This is a genomic window from Allobrachymonas denitrificans DSM 15123 (assembly GCF_900110225.1).
GTDB lineage: Bacteria > Pseudomonadota > Gammaproteobacteria > Burkholderiales > Burkholderiaceae_C > Brachymonas > Brachymonas denitrificans.
In genome coordinates this window covers 1-16,684 of the sequence record NZ_FOCW01000004.1, presented here as the reverse complement: position 1 = coordinate 16,684, position 16,684 = coordinate 1, and the positions used below count along the sequence as shown (strand labels likewise).

The following is a 16,684-nucleotide window of genomic DNA, read 5'->3' as shown; positions in this document are numbered from 1 at the left end:
CTTGGGCTGCCCTGCCAGCGGGAGCTGTTCGCTGGCTAATGCCGGCCAAGGGGCCTACGCTGCCCCAGGAGCCGGGCGAGTCAGCACGGGGCCGCCAAGCTCCCAGTGTCTGAATGCCCTCGGTGGCCTCAGCGGCCTGGTGGTGATCCTGTCCGGGTTGGGCAAACCACCGGGAAATCAGCAGTTTCTCAGCACAGCGCGTCGCGCAGGGCCTTGAGCGTACGCTCGCGCGCCAGTGCGTCTGCCGCTGCGTCGTAGTGATCGCCGCGCGGGCGCGAGAAGGCGTGCTGCACCCCGGGGTAATCGTAGATGGTGACATTGGCGCGCCCTTCGGCAGCGGCGCGGATCTTGGCCTGCGCTTCGGGCGGGCAATACTCGTCGTTGCCGGCAAAATGCAGCACCAGCTGGCCCTGGATGTTGTCCATCTCCTCCAGCTTGTTCTCGATGCCGGTTCCGTAATAGCCGACAGACACGGCGGCATCCGTGCGGCAGGCCGCCAGATAGGCCATCTTGCCGCCCAGGCAATAGCCAACCACGCCGGCCTTGTCGTAATCCTGGCATTCGGGCAGGGCGCGTGCGTCGCGCAGCGTGGCGGCGATGTCCTGCGTGCCCACATCCTGGTCGAAATTGTTGAAGAAGCCGAAGGCCTTCTGCCAGCCGTCCGGCGTGTAGTCCAGCTGTACGCCCGGCTCCAGGCGCCAGAACAGGTCCGGCACCACCGCCACGAAGCCTTCCTGGGCAAAGCCGTCGGCCACTTCGCGCATGGTGGCGTTCACGCCGAAGATTTCCTGGCAGATCACCACTGCCGGCCCCTTGCCGGACGGGGGCAGGGCGACGTAGGCAGTGAAGGTACCGGTGCCGTCGGTGGACTGGATTTCGATGGTCTGGCTGTTGCTCATGGTGTCTCCTGTTGTTGAAGGGGTGCCGCCGGCCGGCGGCCCGGGTGCTGTGCACTTGCGGCTGATTATGCCGGCAGCATGTGAAACCTTTGGGCAGTGGAGGGGCAACCGCTGGTAACAGGGCGTGTGCCGTTCCCGCGATGCCCGGGTGAAGGGCGGATTGGCGTGGCCACTCGTATCGGCCCGCGCCCAATTGCGGTGCATGCACCGGTTTGGTGCGTAAAAAATGGTGATGCCTGGGCTTGGCATGCGTGACCCACGAAGGCGCCACAGGCGGGCCGAGAGTTGTACGTCCCCTCCACTTCCCGGTACACACCAACGCCTCCCAGCCAGAAAAAGGCTGCACAACCCCAACCTGGCACGCTTCCTGCTTGATCCCGGGCATCGACCAGGAGGAACCATGAAACTCATCACTGCCATCATCAAGCCCTTCAAGCTGGACGCAGTCCGCGAGGCCCTGTCCGAAATCGGCGTGCAGGGCATCACCGTCACCGAGGTGAAGGGCTTCGGCCGCCAGAAGGGCCATACCGAGCTCTACCGTGGTGCCGAATATGTCGTGGACTTTCTGCCCAAGGTGAAGCTGGAGGCCGCTGTGGACGATGCCCTGCTGGAGCAGGCGCTTGAGGCCATCGAGAACAGCGCTCGCACCGGCAAGATCGGCGACGGCAAGATTTTCGTCACCAGCCTGGACCAGGTGATCCGCATCCGCACCGGTGAAACCGGCCGCGTCGCACTCTAACCCTGCTGCCGAGGAGAAGCTTCCATGAGAAAAACCCTCTTTCCCCTGATGACCGCGTCCAGCGGTTTGCTGTCCATGCCCCTGGCCCGGGCCGCCGAAGCCGCGCCGACTGTCGTGGCCACGGTGAACAAGGGCGACGTCGCCTGGATGCTGACCGCCACCCTGCTGGTGGTGATGATGAGCATTCCGGGCCTGGCCCTGTTCTACGGCGGCATGGCACGTGCCAAGAACATGCTGTCGGTGCTGATGCAGGTGTTCGTCGTGTTCGCGCTGGTGAGCGTGCTGTGGCTGCTGTTCGGCTACAGTCTGGCCTTCAGCGGCGGCAACGCCGTGCTGGGCGATTTCGGCAAGCTGTTCCTGGCCGGCATCGATGCTGCCAGCCTGTCCGACACCTTCAGCGCCCAGTCCAAGCTGCCGGAGCTGGTCTTTGTCGCCTTCCAGTGCTCGTTCGCGGCCATCAGCTGCGGCATCATCGTCGGCGCCTTTGCCGAGCGCATGCGCTTCGCGGCCGTGTTGGCCTTCATCGTGCTCTGGTTCACCTTCAGCTACCTGCCGATTGCGCACATGGTGTGGTCGGGCAATGGCTACCTGTTCGGCAAGGGCGCGCTGGATTTCGCTGGCGGCACCGTGGTGCACATCAATGCCGGTATTGCCGGTCTGGTCGGCGCCAAGCTGGTCGGGCGTCGCATCGGCCTCGGCCGCGAGGCGCTGATGCCGCACAGCCTCACGCTGACCATGGTGGGCGCTGCCCTGCTGTGGGTGGGCTGGTTCGGCTTCAACGCCGGTTCTGCGCTGGAAGCCAACGGCGTGGCGGCCCTGGCTTTCGTCAACACGCTCGCCGCCGCGTCTGCCGCAACCCTGTCCTGGATCGCGACGGAAGCCGTGCTGGGCCGCAAGCCGTCCATGCTCGGTGCAGCTTCCGGTGCCATCGCCGGCTTGGTGGTGATCACGCCTGCCGCCGGCACCGTGGCACCGATGGGGGCGCTGGTACTGGGCTTGCTGGCCGGTCCGGTGTGCTTCTGGGGCGTCACCACGCTCAAGCGCTGGCTGGGCATTGACGATGCCTTCGATGCCTTCGGCGTGCATGGGGTGGGCGGCATTCTGGGCGCCTTGCTGACCGGGGTGTTCAGTGCCCCCGCACTGGGTGGCAGCGGAGCGGCGGGGTATGCCATGCTGCCGCAGCTCTGGGTGCAGCTCGAGGGCGTGCTGATCACGCTGGGCTGGTCGGGGCTGGTGTCCTTCCTGGCCTACAAGTTGGTCGACCGGCTCATCGGCCTGCGCGTGGGCGAGGAAGAGGAACGCATCGGCCTGGACATCAGCAGTCACGGGGAATCGGCCTACGTACGCTGACATGCTGGGCAGCAGACAGGCCGGGCCGATTTCCGGCCGGTCTGTCTTTCAGCCATGTGGCCGGTGCAGCTTGCGCCGCAGCCATAAAAAAAGCCGATACCGGTCAGGTATCGGCTTGGTGCATATTGCACTCGATTGGTTTGTCTCCTCATCCCTCGCCACTGCTGCGGACTGCCGAAGCAGCGAGTGACTCAACTATATCCACTGGGCTTACACAGGCCTGTCAAGGTTTTCCCTGAATCAACCATGAAAACAACATGGGGATTTCCCTTGGCCCGGCTTCAGTGCCGGTCTTCGGCAATCCACTGCGCGGCCTTCTCGGCGATCATCAGGGTGGGGCTGTTGGTATTGCCGCTGGTGATGGTGGGCATGATGCCGGCATCGACCACGCGCAGACCGGCAATCAGGCTGCCGCGCCCGTCGCGTACGCGCAGGCGGCTGTCGACCACGGCCAGGGGATCATCGTCACGTCCCATCCTGGTGGTGCCTACCGGATGGAAGATGGTGCTGGCGATGTCGCCGGCCAGCCGTGCCAGCTCCTCGTCGGTCTGATACTGCACGCCCGGCTTGAATTCCTCCGGGGCAAACGGCTGCAGCGCGGGCTGCGACACGATGCGGCGCGTCACGCGCAGGCTGTCGGCCGCCACCTTGCGATCCTCTTCGGTGGCGAGATAGTTGGGGGCAATGGCCGGCGCATCGTTGAAGCGCGGGCTCTTGATGCGTACTGTCCCGCGGCTGCCCGGATTCAGGTTGCAGACGCTGGCGGTGAAGGCGTCGAACCCATGCAGCGGCTCGCCAAACGCTTCCAGCGACAGCGGCTGCACGTGGTACTCGATGTTCGGCCAGGCATAGGCCTCGCTGCTGCGCGTGAAGGCGCCAAGCTGGCTGGGTGCCATGCTCATCGGCCCGCTGCGGCGCAGCAGGTATTCCAGGCCGATGCCGGCCTTGCCGCGCAGCGTGCTGGAGAGGGTGTTGAGCGTGCGCACGTCGCGCACCTTGTAGACGGAACGGATCTGCAGATGGTCCTGCAGGTTGGCGCCCACGCCGGGTAGTTCGGCCACCGGGGCAATTCCGTGCTGCTGCAGCAAATCGGCCGGGCCGACGCCGGAGAGCTGCAGCAACTGCGCCGAGCCGATGCTGCCGGCACTCAGGACCACCTCGCTGGCAGCGTGTGCCGTGAGCAGTTCGCGTCCGTTCCACACTTCCACGCCGGTGCAGCGCGGCGGCTGGTTGCCCTCGGCCGGCTCGAACAGCAGGCGCGTCACCTGGCTGTTTGTCCACAAGGTGAAGTTGGGCCGGCGCACGCAGGTCGGGCGCAGAAAGGCCTTGGCGGCATTCCAGCGCCAGCCGGCCTTCTGGTTCACTTCAAAATAACCCACGCCCTCGTTGCTGCCGCGGTTGAAATCGCTGCTTTCGGGAATGCCGGCCTGGCGCGCCGCCTCGGCAAAGGCCTGCAGCACCGGCCAGTGCAGGCGCTGCCTGTCCACCCGCCATTCGCCGCTGGCGCCGCGTTCGCGCAGGGTGCGGAAATAGGGCGTGTCCTGCTGCAGCAGCTCCGGCACGGTGCCGTGCGCGCCATGCAATGCGTCGGCGCCCTTGTGGTAGTCCTCATGCAGGCGGAAGTAGGGCAGGCAGTGCTCCCAGCGCCACGCGTCGTCGCCGGTCAGCTCGGCCCACTGGTCGTAGTCGCGCGACTGGCCGCGCATGTAGATCATGCCGTTGATGCTGCTGCAGCCGCCCAGGGTCTTGCCGCGCGGGTAGCGCAGGGTGCGCCCGTTCAGGCCGGGATCGGGTTCGGTCTGATACAGCCAGTCGGTGCGCGGGTTGCCGATGCAGTACAGGTAGCCAACCGGAATGTGGATCCAGTGGTAGTCATCCTTGCCGCCAGCCTCGATCAGCAGCACGCGGCGCTTGGGATCGGCACTGAGCCGGTTGGCCAGCAGGCAGCCGGCCGTGCCGGCGCCGATGATGATGGTGTCGAAACTCGTGCTGGACGAGGAAGATGCAGCAGGTCGGGCCATCCGGCCATGCTAGCGCGCGCAGCCGTCCCGACTCATCGGGATTCTCCCTGTGGATGCCGCGCTGGCGCTGCTCAGCGGTCCGAATCCAGATAGCGCTTGCGCCAGAACCACAGGCTCAGCAGCAGGGCGATCATGGCCATGGCGCCGGTGGCCACCCAGAAGCCGATGCGCCAGTCCAGCAGCGGCATCTCGCGGAAGTTCATGCCGAACACGCCGGCAATCAGGTTCAGCGGCAGGAAGATGGCGGTCAGCGTGGTCAGCACGCGCATGATGTCGTTGGTACGGTTGCCTTGCGCGCTGAAGTGGATCTGCACCACGGTTTCGGCCGAATGCTGCAGCCGGCGCGCATGCTGCATCACGCGCTCGATGTGTTCCACCACATCCCGCGCACGTGCTACCAGCATGTCGCGCTGTTCCTGCGCCTGCGCCGGCTGGGCGTGGAAGGATTCCAGCGGCTGCTCGCGCAGGCTGTCCAGCCATTCCTGCATGGCGTCGAGCTGCTCCTCGCACAGGTCTTCCAGCAGATGCAGCTGGCTGCGCGCGTTCATCAGCGCGTTCCAGTCGGTATTGCGCGCATCGTTGCGCAGCAGGTGCACCTGCCAGCGCTCGAGTTCGGCCGTCAGGTCGCGCCGCAGCTCCAGATAGCTGTCCACCATGCCGTTGATCATGCGCAGCACCAGATCGGCGGGGCTGGAAGGGCGGCGGGAGCGTGCCGTCGCGGTATCCAGGCCCTGCTGGATGTCGGCCAAAAAACGCTTGACGAAGCTGCGTGCCGTCGGGCACCCGGGGGGATGCACGCTGATCAGCAGCCGGTCGAAAATCACGAAACCCACCGCCTGCGAACGGATGCGGTCGAAAGCGGCGAGCCGGTTGCCGGCCTGGGTCGGCCGGGCTTGCAGGGCGGGAGCGCCGGCAGCATCGGCCCGCAGCTCCGCTTCCTCTCCCTGCTCGCCGGGCATGGCCAGCCGGCGGAACACAATCAGGTCGTAGACCGAGGTGTAGTCGTAGTTGGAGGGGTGGATGTCCAGGCTCAGGTCCAGCCCGTGCAAGTCCAGCATCTGCGAGCCACCCAGCGTCTGCGCCGCATGCTGCAGCAGCGGCATGGCCTGCTCGAGCTGGGCGCGATCGAGGTAGACCCAGACAAAACCGTCCGCCGGCGGCGCCTCCGGCAGGTTGTCGGCAAAGCGCAGGCTGCCGGCAGTGAACTCGATGATCTTCATCGAGTCCGGCACGGGCAGCGTGAGCGTGTCAGCCATGCTGGCGCAGCCACTCGGCTGCCTCGAGCGCACAGTAGGTCAGGATGCCGTCGGCACCCGCGCGCTTGAAGGCCAGCAGCGATTCCATCATCACCGCATCGTGGTCGATCCAGCCGTTCTGCGCCGCCGCCTTCAGCATGGCGTACTCGCCGCTCACCTGGTAGGCAAAGGTCGGCACCTTGAAGGTCTCCTTCACGCGCCAGACGATGTCCAGATAGGGCAGGCCGGGCTTGACCATCACCATGTCCGCCCCCTCGGCAATGTCCAGCGCCACCTCGCGCAGCGCCTCGTTGCCGTTGGCCGGATCCATCTGGTAGTTCTTCTTGTTGCTCTTGCCCAGATTGGCGGCCGAACCCACCGCCTCGCGGAACGGGCCGTAGAAGGCGCTGGCGTACTTGGCGCTGTAGGCCATGATGCGGGTGTTAACCAGACTTTCCTCCTCCAGCGCATCGCGGATGCTCAGGATGCGGCCATCCATCATGTCGCTGGGCGAAATGATGTCGGCGCCGGCCTGTGCATGCAGCACCGACATGCGCGTCAGGATGTCCACCGTGGCATCGTTCAGGATGTAGCCGGTCTCGTCCAGCACGCCGTCCTGGCCGTGGCTGGTATAGGGATCGAGCGCCACGTCGGTCATCACGCCGAGTTCGGGAAACTCCTTCTTCAGCGCCTGGATGGCACGCGGCACCAGACCGTCCGGATTCAGCGCCTCGCTGCCGTCGGCATCCTTGCGTTCGGTATCGATGGCCGGAAACAGGTCGATGCAGGGCACGCCCAGTTCCATGCAGCGTTCGGCCACCGGCAGCAGCAGGTCGATCGACAGGCGCTCCACGCCCGGCATGCTGGCCACGGCCTGGCGGCGCTTGCTGCCTTCGTGCAGGAACACGGGATAGATGAAATCATCCGGCGTGACCTGGTTCTCGCGCACCATGCGGCGGGTGAAGTCATCGAAGCGCAGACGGCGCGGGCGGCCAAGCGGGTAGGGGGCGTAGGGAGTCATGGGCAGTCCGTGAAGAGTGGGGCAGGGCCTCGTCGGGCCGTTCCCGATTTTATGCCGCAGCTGCCGCCTGCGGTCTGGATGGGAATCAACCCCTGCACACACTGCAGATTGACAAGCATAATGAACCGGTCTGCCAACCATTCTTCCAGGGAATTGCTTTCCATGTGTGCATCCACTCTTCTCCGCTTCGGTCCCGCTGCCGTGCTGGCAGCCATGCTGGTGCCGGCACAGGCCCAGCCCGGCTTTCAGGCCAACGATCCCAACACCTTCGTGAATGCTGCCCAGGCCGCCCTCAACGACATGTCCCAGGGCAAGGCCGAGGACATCTGGAAGGAAGCCAGCGCCGAGATGAAGAAGATCGACAAGCGTTCGGCCTTCGTCAAGAACAGCGCCGAGCGCTACAAGGACGTGGGCCCGGCCCAGCAGCGTGTCTGGGTTGCCATCAACCGCCTGGTCATGCCGCAGCCGGCCAAGGACGCCAAGGGCCCGCAGCCGCCGGCCGGCCAGTATGTCAACGTCACCTTCCTCAGCCAGTTCGCCAACAACCGCAGCGGCTTCGAGCGCGTGACCTACTTCCTCGATCCCGACGGGCAGTGGCGCGTGATGGGTTTCGCGCTGCGTTGAGCGGTATCCGGGCGCCCGCACGGTGCTGCGAATGCAACAGCTTGCAACTTGCTTGAACAGAAGAAAAAAGCGGTCGTGCCTGCGCCCAAACTTGATACATTGGTCTCCGGGCTTCGTGCCCCCCGCCTTCCTCCCTGGGCGGGATTCCGCCGGCCTCCCCGTCGGCGGGATGCATTTCAACCCCGGCCGCGCGTCGGGGTTTTTTTTGGAAAACGCGACTCTGCCGCAGGGGCTGACGGCTATCATCGATTGCCCGGATTCCTTCCACCCACCGCTGCAGCTTTGCGAACCGGCATGGCACCCTCTTCCCCGCCTTCCCACGACCGCGCCGCCCACCCCCAGCCGCCTGCCAGCAGCACGGCCTGGCCGCTGGCGGCTGCCTGGCTGGCGCTGATCGTCTATGCCTCGCTGTTCCCGTTCCGGGGCTGGCATGACAGCGGCGTCGCCTGCTGGGATTTCCTCACCGCTCCGCTGCCGCACTACTGGACCTGGTTCGACATCATCGGCAACGTGCTGGCCTATCTGCCCCTGGGCTTTCTGCTGACCCTGGGCCTGCTGCGCGACGGGCAGGGCCCCTGGCGCCGCTGGAGCGTCCCGCTGGTGCTGGGCGCCGCCATCCTGCTGTCGCTGCTGATGGAAAGCGTGCAGTGCTGGCTGCCCAACCGCATCCAGTCCAACCTCGACACCCTGCTCAACGCCAGCGGCGCCCTGATTGGTGCGCTGGCCGCACGCGGCATCGACCGCCTCGGCGCCGTCGGCCGCTGGAGCGCGCTGCGTGCGCGCTGGTTCACCCCCGATGCCCGTGGCGCCCTGGTGCTGCTGGTGCTGTGGCCGTGCGCCTTGCTCTACCCGCTGGAAGTGCCCTTTGGCCTCGGCCAGGTGCTGGAGCGCGTCGAGCTGTGGCTGGCCGGCTGGCTCACCGGCACCCCTTTCCTCGAATGGCTGCCCTTGCGCGCCATCGAGTTCCAGCCCATGCTGCCGGGAGTGGAGCTCATGGTCATGGTGCTCGGCCTCTGGATTCCGGCGCTGCTGGCCTACGCCATCATTCCGTCACGGCGCTTGCGTGCGGTAGCTCTCATCAGCTGCCTGCTCGCCGGCCTGGGCGCCACCTTGCTCTCGCAGCAACTCGCCTTCGGCCCGGAACTGGCGGCCGACCTGCCGCCGACGCTGTTGGAGCGCGCCATCCCCATGGCTTTCGTACTCGGCCTGCTCAGCCTCTGGCTGCCGCGCCGCGTGCTCTGGCTGCTGGCCCTGCTGGCGCTGATCGCCCAGCTCCATGTGGTGAACGATGCTGCCGTTTCCGTCTATTACCGCTGGGCGGTCGAAAACTGGATGCAGCGCCGCTTCATCCGCCTGTATGGATTGACCCAGTGGCTGGGATGGGCCTGGCCCTATGCGGCGCTGGCCTATGTCATGATCCGTCTGGTACAGCGTCCCGCTCCAATCCCCGCCGGCACCGCAGTGCATGGCGCTTGAACCTACAATGTGCGCATGAACGATACCCCTGCCCAGACCGCCGATGCTCCGGACACGGCAGCGCCCGGCTCCTATTTCCAGCACCACGTCTTCTTCTGCCTGAACAAGCGCGAGAACGGCGAGGCCTGCTGCGCCGACCACAATGCCGACGCCATGTTCGCCTACTGCAAGGAACAGGCGAAGCAGCAGGGGCTTGCCGGCCCCGGCAAGGTGCGCATCAACAAGGCCGGCTGCCTGGATCGCTGCTCGGCCGGCCCGGTGGCCGTGGTCTATCCCGAAGCCGTCTGGTACACCTATGTGGATCAGGCCGACATCGACGAGATCATCGAGTCCCACCTCAAGAACGGCAAGGTCGTGCAGCGCCTGCTGGTGCCGCCCGAAGCCGGCCGCTGAGAGGGCAGCATGAATGCACAGACCGAAGCCCTGCAGCTGCAGGGCGCTGCCGGCGTCATCGAGGCGCTGCGCGACCATCCGGAAGGCACACCGCGTGGTGTCGCGGTCATCTCGCACCCGCATCCCCTGTTCGGCGGCAGCATGACCAACAAGGTGGTGCAGACGCTGGCACGCGCCTTCGTGCAGCATGGCTGGACGGCGGTGCGCTACAACTTCCGCGGCGTTGGCGCCAGTGCCGGCACGCACGACGAAGGCCGCGGCGAGGCCGACGACCTGCTGCAGGTGATTGCCCAGGTCGCACCCGAAGGCCCGCTGGCCCTGGCCGGATTCTCCTTCGGCGCTTTCGTCACCAGTCACGGCGCAGCCCGTCTGCAGCCGGATCGCCTGCCCGAGCAGCTGGTGCTGGTCGGCACGGCCGCCAGCCGTTTCGAGGTGGCCCCGGTATCGGCGGAACTCAAGCCCCGCACCCTGGTGGTGCATGGCGAAACCGACGATGTCGTCCCCCTTGCCTCCGTGCTCGACTGGGCCCGCCCGCAGTCACTTCCTGTCACAGTTGTGCCGGGAGTCGGCCATTTCTTTCATGGACAATTGCCGCTGCTGAAAAACATCGTGCTACATCATTTGCACGCTGCGCATTGACGCGCCCCCTGGCTGCTTCCCGGCATGCCTGCGGCCTGCCCGGGCGGCCGCCCCTTTCTTCCCGCTGATTTCCTGCTTACGCTGCCCCCATGTCCACGTCGTCCCTTTTCCGTCGCACCACGCTTCTGCTGGCCACTTCCCTGATGCTGTCTGCCGCGCCCGTCCTGGCGCAGAAGGCGCCGGCTGCGACCACGGCAGCGTCCCAGCCCGCTGCCTCCGCCGCCTCGGCCCCGGTTGCGGCCGTGCAGCCCGGTTTTCCCGCGCCGCCCGACATCGCTGCCCGTGGCTATCTGCTGATCGACATCACCGCCGGCAACCAGGTGCTCGCCGCCAAGGACATGGATGCGCCGATGGAGCCCGCCTCGCTCACCAAGCTGATGACGGCCTATATCGTGTTCGACGCGCTCAAGAGCCACAAGATCACGCTCGACCAGACCTTCGGCGTCAGCACCAAGGCCTGGAAGATGCCCGGCTCGCGCATGTTCATCGACCCCAAGATGCAGGTGCGCGTCGAGGATCTGGTCAAGGGCATGATCGTGCAGTCCGGCAATGACGCCACCATGGCCCTGGCCGAAGGCATCGCCGGCAGCGAGGAAGCCTTCGTGCAGAAGATGAACGACACGGCCAAGGCGCTGGGCATGACCCACACCGGCTACCGCAATCCCGAAGGCCTGACGGCCGACGGCCACATCACCACCGCGCGCGACATGGCCATCCTGTCCACGCGCCTGATAGGCGATTTCCCAGAGTACGTGGGCTACTACGCCACCAAGGAATACGCCTACCCCGGCACCCCCGCCTCCAACGGCACCAACCGCAACACGCTGCTGTTCCGCGATCCCACCGTCGATGGCCTCAAGACCGGCCATACCGATGCTGCCGGCTACAACCTGATCGCCACCGCCAAGCGTCCCTTCCCCAACCTGCCCGAAGGCCGCCGCCTGCTGGCCATCGTGTTCGGTACTGCCAGCGAGAATGCCCGCGCCAACGAGACACAGAAGCTGCTGAACTGGGGCTACACCGCCTTCGAGGGCATCCAGCTGTTCGGTGCCGACCAGCCGGCCGTCAAGGCCCGCATCTGGAAGGGCGAGCAGAGCGAAGTCGGCCTCGGCCGTCACCAGGCCATCGCCGTGGCGGTGCCGTCCGGCAAAGCGCAGCAGCTCACCACCCAGGTGGAGCGCCCCGATCCGCTGGTGGCGCCCGTTGCCAAGGACCAGGCCGTGGGCACGCTGAAAGTGATGCTGGAAGGCCAGCCCATCAACACCGTGCAGCTGGTGGCCCTCGAGGCCGTGCCCCAGGCCGGTTTCTTCGGCCGCATGTGGGACAGCCTGCGCATGTGGTTCGGCAAGCTGTTCTGAGCGGGAGGGCAGGGCGCATCCGGCGTCCTGACGCAAGCTTCACGAAGGACCTGACGGCTATGCGCCGCAGGTCCTTTTTCATGCCTGCCGCTGCTCCGGCTGTGGCCTGCATGCTGCAGATTCACTGCCCGCAGGGCCATCGCATCGCGCCCGCGCCCATTTCCCTCTTGTCAAACCCCGTCCTTTCCAGATAAACTGGCAGGCTCTCCGCATTGCGGCGGCGTCATGCTGCGCGCGTGTCTGGAGAGATCACGTATCGTCAACCCGTAATTCATTCACGTTTAGGGAATTACACCTTTCGAGAAGGAGGCCTGAGTGCCAACCATCAACCAGCTCGTGCGTCAGGGACGCACGGTCGAAGTCATCAAGTCCAAGAGCCCTGCGATGGAAAACTGCCCGCAGCGCCGTGGTGTGTGCACCCGTGTGTACACCACCACTCCCAAGAAGCCGAACTCCGCCATGCGTAAGGTTGCCAAGGTGCGCCTGACCAACGGTTTCGAGGTCATCTCCTACATCGGTGGTGAAGGCCACAACCTGCAGGAACACTCCGTGGTGCTGGTGCGCGGCGGTCGTGTGAAAGACTTGCCGGGTGTGCGTTACCACATCGTGCGTGGTTCGCTGGACCTGCAGGGCGTGAAAGACCGCAAGCAGTCCCGTTCCAAGTACGGCGCCAAGCGTCCCAAGAAGGCTTAATCGCTGTTCTTTTCGGTGCTTGTCCGGCCTGGCAGCCGGTGCAAGCGTAGTGACCCACAGAGCACAGCAACTTTTATTTGTGCGGGTCGAGTAAGTGGGTGTCCTGATGGCACTCGCGGTACCTGAGATGGTGCCAACTGAAGCAATGAGGTTTACAAAATGCCACGTCGTCGTGAAGTCCCTAAACGTGAAATCCTGCCGGATCCCAAGTTCGGCAATGTCGAGCTGTCCAAATTCATGAACGTGATCATGGAAGGCGGCAAGAAGGCGGTTGCAGAGCGCATCATCTATGGCGCCCTGGACATCATGGAACAGAAGTCCGGCAAGGAGCCGCTCGAACTGTTCGTGACCGCCATCAACAACGTCAAGCCGATGGTGGAAGTGAAATCCCGCCGCGTCGGTGGCGCCAACTACCAGGTGCCCGTGGAAGTGCGCCCGGTCCGTCGCCTGGCCCTGTCCATGCGCTGGATCAAGGACGCCGCCCGCAAGCGTGGCGAGAAGTCCATGGCACAGCGTCTGGCCAACGAGATGCTGGAAGCCAACGAAGGCCGTGGTGGCGCCATGAAGAAGCGTGACGAAGTGCACCGCATGGCCGAAGCCAACAAGGCATTCTCGCACTTCCGCTTCTGATCGGGCTGGCACCGCAGATGCGTATCCACAGGGCTTCGGCAGGTGTTTCCTGCTGCAAGCCCTGTCGCGTATCCGGCAGTGCCTGTCATGCCGTTTTCAAGCGGCAACCCTAAAATACCCCTCTTTTCGAATTCATCCAAAGGTTCATCATGGCTCGCAAGACCCCCATCGAGCGCTACCGCAACATCGGTATTTCTGCGCACATTGACGCTGGCAAAACCACTACGTCCGAGCGTATCCTGTTCTACACCGGCGTGACCCACAAGCTGGGCGAAGTGCACGACGGCGCAGCCACCACCGACTGGATGGAGCAGGAACAGGAACGCGGCATCACGATCACCTCGTCCGCCGTGACCTGCTTCTGGAAGGGCATGGACCTGTCCCGCCCCGAGCACCGCATCAACATCATCGACACCCCCGGCCACGTGGACTTCACCATCGAGGTGGAGCGTTCCATGCGCGTGCTGGATGGCGCCTGCATGGTCTACTGTGCCGTGGGTGGCGTGCAGCCCCAGTCCGAAACCGTCTGGCGTCAGGCCAACAAGCACAAGGTGCCGCGTCTGGCCTTCGTGAACAAGATGGACCGTACCGGTGCCAACTTCTTCAAGGTCGTCGACCAGATGAAACTGCGCCTCAAGGCCAACCCCGTGCCGATCGTGGTGCCGATCGGTGCCGAAGACAACTTTGCCGGCGTGGTCGACCTGATCAAGATGAAAGCTATCATCTGGGACGACGCTTCCCAGGGCATGAAGTTCGAATACCAGGACATCCCGGCCGACCTCGTCGACACCGCCAACGAGTGGCGCGAGAAGATGGTCGAGTCCGCGGCCGAAGCCAGCGAAGAGCTGATGAACAAGTACCTGGAAGAAGGTGAACTGAGCGAAGAGGACATCATCGCCGGTCTGCGCCAGCGTACCATCGCCACCGAAATCCAGCCCATGCTGTGCGGTACCGCGTTCAAGAACAAGGGTGTGCAGCGCATGCTGGACGCCGTGCTCGACTTCCTGCCCTCTCCGAAGGACATCCCGCCGGTCGCAGGTACCGACGAGGACGAGAACCCCATCACGCGCGAAGCTGACGACGCCGAGAAGTTCTCCGCGCTGGCATTCAAGCTGATGACCGACCCCTTCGTTGGTCAGCTGACCTTCGTGCGCGTCTACTCCGGCGTGCTGAACAAGGGCGACACCGTCCTGAACTCCGTCAAGGGCAAGAAGGAACGTATCGGCCGTATCGTGCAGATGCACGCCAACGAGCGCCAGGAGATCGAAGAGATCCGCGCCGGTGACATCGCTGCCTGCGTGGGCCTGAAGGACGTCACCACCGGTGAAACCCTGTGCGACCCGGCCAACCCCGTGATCCTGGAGCGCATGGTGTTCCCCGAGCCCGTGATTGCCCAGGCCGTCGAGCCCAAGACCAAGGCCGACCAGGAGAAGATGGGTATTGCCCTGTCCCGCCTGGCTGCAGAAGATCCGTCCTTCCGCGTGCGTACCGACGAGGAATCCGGTCAGACCATCATCGCCGGCATGGGCGAACTGCACCTGGAAATCATCGTGGACCGCATGAAGCGCGAGTTCAACGTGGAAGCCAACGTGGGCAAGCCGCAAGTGGCCTACCGCGAAACCATCCGCAAGCAGGTCACCGACGTCGAAGGCAAGTTCGTGCGCCAGTCCGGTGGTAAGGGTCAGTACGGTCACGTCGTGTTCCGTATCGAGCCGAACGAGCAGGGCAAGGGCTTCGAATTCCTGGACGAGATCAAGGGTGGTGTGGTTCCGCGCGAATACATCCCCGCGGTGCAGAAGGGTGTGGAAGAAGCCCTGAACGCCGGCGTGCTGGCTGGCTACCCGGTGGTCGACGTGAAAGTCGCCCTGACCTTCGGTTCCTACCACGACGTTGACTCTTCCGAGCAGGCGTTCAAGATGGCCGCCATCTTCGGTTTCAAGGAAGGCTGCAAGAAGGCCAACCCGGTCATCCTCGAGCCGATGATGGCCGTGGAAGTCGAGACGCCCGAAGAGTACGCCGGTACCGTGATGGGCGACCTGTCCTCCAAGCGCGGCATGGTGCAGGGCATGGACGACCTGGTCGGTGGCGGCAAGGCCATCAAGGCCGAGGTTCCGCTGTCCGAGATGTTCGGCTACGCCACCTCGCTGCGTTCCATGACGCAGGGCCGTGCCAACTACACGATGGAATTCAAGCAGTACGCGGAAGCTCCGCGCAACGTGTCCGAAGCCATCATCGCTGCACGCGCCAAGTAATCGGCTGCGCTTTGCGCCACCGCTGCGGCGGTGGCTGCAGGGCCTGCTTTTTTCGATGGTCTGCGATGTTGCACCCCCGGCTGCCCGTGGCAGGGGACCCAGTGACAGCATGCAGACCTTAAACCCGTCACGGGCACAGCTCTTTTGATAAAGGAAGCCAATCATGGCCAAGGAAAAGTTTGAACGGACCAAGCCGCACGTGAACGTCGGCACCATCGGTCACGTGGACCACGGCAAGACCACCCTGACTGCGGCAATCGCCACGGTGCTGTCCAAGAAGTTCGGCGGCGAAGCGCGTGACTACAGCCAGATCGACAACGCGCCCGAAGAGAAGGCCCGCGGCATCACGATCAACACCTCGCACGTCGAGTACGAGACGGCCAACCGCCACTACGCGCACGTTGACTGCCCCGGCCACGCCGACTACGTGAAGAACATGATTACCGGTGCTGCCCAGATGGACGGCGCCATTCTGGTGTGCTCCGCCGCTGACGGCCCGATGCCCCAGACCCGCGAACACATCCTGCTGTCCCGCCAGGTGGGCGTGCCCTACATCATCGTGTTCCTGAACAAGTGCGACATGGTTGATGACGCCGAGCTGCTGGAACTGGTCGAGATGGAAGTGCGCGAACTGCTGAGCAAGTACGACTTCCCCGGCGACGACACCCCCATCATCAAGGGTTCTGCCAAGCTGGCGCTGGAAGGCGACACGGGCGAGCTGGGCGAAGGCGCCATCATGCAGCTGGCCGAGGCGCTGGACTCCTACATCCCCGCTCCCGAGCGTGCTGTTGACGGTGCGTTCCTGATGCCGGTGGAAGACGTGTTCTCCATCTCCGGCCGCGGTACCGTGGTGACCGGTCGCGTCGAGCGCGGCATCATCAAGGTCGGCGAGGAAATCGAGATCGTCGGTATCAAGGAAACCCAGAAGACGACCTGCACGGGCGTGGAAATGTTCCGCAAGCTGCTGGATCAGGGCCAGGCTGGCGACAACGTGGGTATCCTGCTGCGCGGCACCAAGCGTGAAGACGTCGAGCGCGGCCAGGTGCTGTGCAAGCCGGGCTCCATCAAGCCGCACACCGAGTTCACCGCCGAGGTGTATGTTCTGTCCAAGGACGAAGGTGGCCGTCACACGCCGTTCTTCAACAACTACCGTCCGCAGTTCTACTTCCGCACCACCGACGTGACTGGCGCCATCGAGCTGCCGGCCGACAAGGAAATGGTGATGCCGGGTGACAACGTGTCGATCACCGTCAAGCTGATCGCCCCGATCGCCATGGAAGAAGGTCTGCGTTTCGCCATCCGCGAAGGCGGCCGTACCGTCGGCGCCGGCGTTGTTGCCAAGATCATCGCGTAA

The 16,684-nt window shown here is 64.8% G+C and carries 15 protein-coding genes; 11 read left to right on the top strand and 4 right to left on the bottom strand.

Annotation, left to right across the window (positions count from 1 at the left end; translation table 11 throughout):
• Positions 1–188 precede the first annotated feature (188 nt).
• Entirely contained in the window at positions 189–899 is a 711-nt protein-coding gene (locus BMW28_RS08600) for a dienelactone hydrolase family protein (protein ID WP_091816681.1), read from the bottom strand.
• Between the two features lie 400 nt (positions 900–1,299).
• On the opposite strand from BMW28_RS08600, the gene BMW28_RS08595 reads away from it, so the two are divergent.
• Both BMW28_RS08595 and BMW28_RS08590 read left to right on the top strand, forming a co-directional pair.
• Entirely contained in the window at positions 1,300–1,638 is a 339-nt protein-coding gene (locus BMW28_RS08595) for a P-II family nitrogen regulator (protein ID WP_091816678.1), read from the top strand.
• 24 nt (positions 1,639–1,662) lie between these two features.
• Positions 1,663–2,988: an ammonium transporter gene (locus BMW28_RS08590; protein WP_091816676.1), complete on the top strand. Its 1,326-nt coding sequence runs from the start codon at positions 1,663–1,665 to the stop codon at positions 2,986–2,988.
• A 281-nt stretch (positions 2,989–3,269) separates the two neighbouring features.
• On the opposite strand, the gene BMW28_RS08585 is transcribed toward BMW28_RS08590, so the two are convergent.
• The 3 genes from BMW28_RS08585 to hemB all read right to left on the bottom strand — a co-directional run bounded on the left by BMW28_RS08585 (position 3,270) and on the right by hemB (position 7,265).
• Positions 3,270–5,009 carry a GMC family oxidoreductase gene (locus tag BMW28_RS08585; protein ID WP_091816673.1) on the bottom strand — a complete coding sequence of 580 codons (1,740 nt, stop codon included), beginning with the start codon at positions 5,007–5,009 and terminating at the stop codon, positions 3,270–3,272.
• Positions 5,010–5,080: 71 nt separating this feature from the next.
• Complete coding sequence (locus tag BMW28_RS08580; protein ID WP_234970093.1) at positions 5,081–6,265, bottom strand: magnesium transporter CorA family protein; 1,185 nt, start codon at positions 6,263–6,265, stop codon at positions 5,081–5,083.
• Complete coding sequence (gene hemB / locus BMW28_RS08575; protein WP_091816670.1) at positions 6,258–7,265, bottom strand: porphobilinogen synthase; 1,008 nt, start codon at positions 7,263–7,265, stop codon at positions 6,258–6,260. The genes BMW28_RS08580 and hemB overlap by 8 nt, the downstream gene beginning before the upstream one ends.
• Before the next feature lie 162 nt (positions 7,266–7,427).
• Between hemB and BMW28_RS08570 the strand changes: the two genes are divergently transcribed.
• The 9 genes from BMW28_RS08570 (at position 7,428) to tuf (ending at position 16,684) form a co-directional block, all read left to right on the top strand.
• Positions 7,428–7,889 (top strand): DUF4019 domain-containing protein, encoded by a 462-nt coding sequence (locus BMW28_RS08570; protein ID WP_159430738.1) that lies wholly within the window; start codon positions 7,428–7,430, stop codon positions 7,887–7,889.
• A gap of 294 nt (positions 7,890–8,183) precedes the next feature.
• Positions 8,184–9,365 carry a VanZ family protein gene (locus BMW28_RS08565; RefSeq protein WP_091816665.1) on the top strand — a complete coding sequence of 394 codons (1,182 nt, stop codon included), beginning with the start codon at positions 8,184–8,186 and terminating at the stop codon, positions 9,363–9,365.
• A 15-nt stretch (positions 9,366–9,380) separates the two neighbouring features.
• Positions 9,381–9,758 (top strand): (2Fe-2S) ferredoxin domain-containing protein, encoded by a 378-nt coding sequence (locus tag BMW28_RS08560; RefSeq protein WP_091816662.1) that lies wholly within the window; start codon positions 9,381–9,383, stop codon positions 9,756–9,758.
• A 9-nt stretch (positions 9,759–9,767) separates the two neighbouring features.
• The gene (locus BMW28_RS08555) at positions 9,768–10,397 is read left to right on the top strand and encodes an alpha/beta hydrolase (protein ID WP_091816659.1); all 630 of its coding nucleotides are present in this window, start codon (positions 9,768–9,770) and stop codon (positions 10,395–10,397) included.
• An 89-nt stretch (positions 10,398–10,486) separates the two neighbouring features.
• Positions 10,487–11,755: a D-alanyl-D-alanine carboxypeptidase family protein gene (locus tag BMW28_RS08550; RefSeq protein ID WP_234970091.1), complete on the top strand. Its 1,269-nt coding sequence runs from the start codon at positions 10,487–10,489 to the stop codon at positions 11,753–11,755.
• Between the two features lie 315 nt (positions 11,756–12,070).
• Complete coding sequence (gene rpsL / locus BMW28_RS08545) at positions 12,071–12,448, top strand: 30S ribosomal protein S12 (RefSeq protein WP_091816656.1); 378 nt, start codon at positions 12,071–12,073, stop codon at positions 12,446–12,448.
• Positions 12,449–12,607: 159 nt separating this feature from the next.
• On the top strand, positions 12,608–13,078 hold the full coding sequence (gene rpsG / locus BMW28_RS08540; RefSeq protein ID WP_091816653.1) for a 30S ribosomal protein S7: 471 nt from the start codon (positions 12,608–12,610) through the stop codon (positions 13,076–13,078).
• Between the two features lie 149 nt (positions 13,079–13,227).
• Positions 13,228–15,330, top strand: coding sequence for an elongation factor G (fusA, locus tag BMW28_RS08535; RefSeq protein ID WP_091816650.1), 2,103 nt, complete (start codon positions 13,228–13,230; stop codon positions 15,328–15,330).
• A 163-nt stretch (positions 15,331–15,493) separates the two neighbouring features.
• On the top strand, positions 15,494–16,684 hold the full coding sequence (tuf, locus tag BMW28_RS08530) for an elongation factor Tu (RefSeq protein ID WP_091815611.1): 1,191 nt from the start codon (positions 15,494–15,496) through the stop codon (positions 16,682–16,684).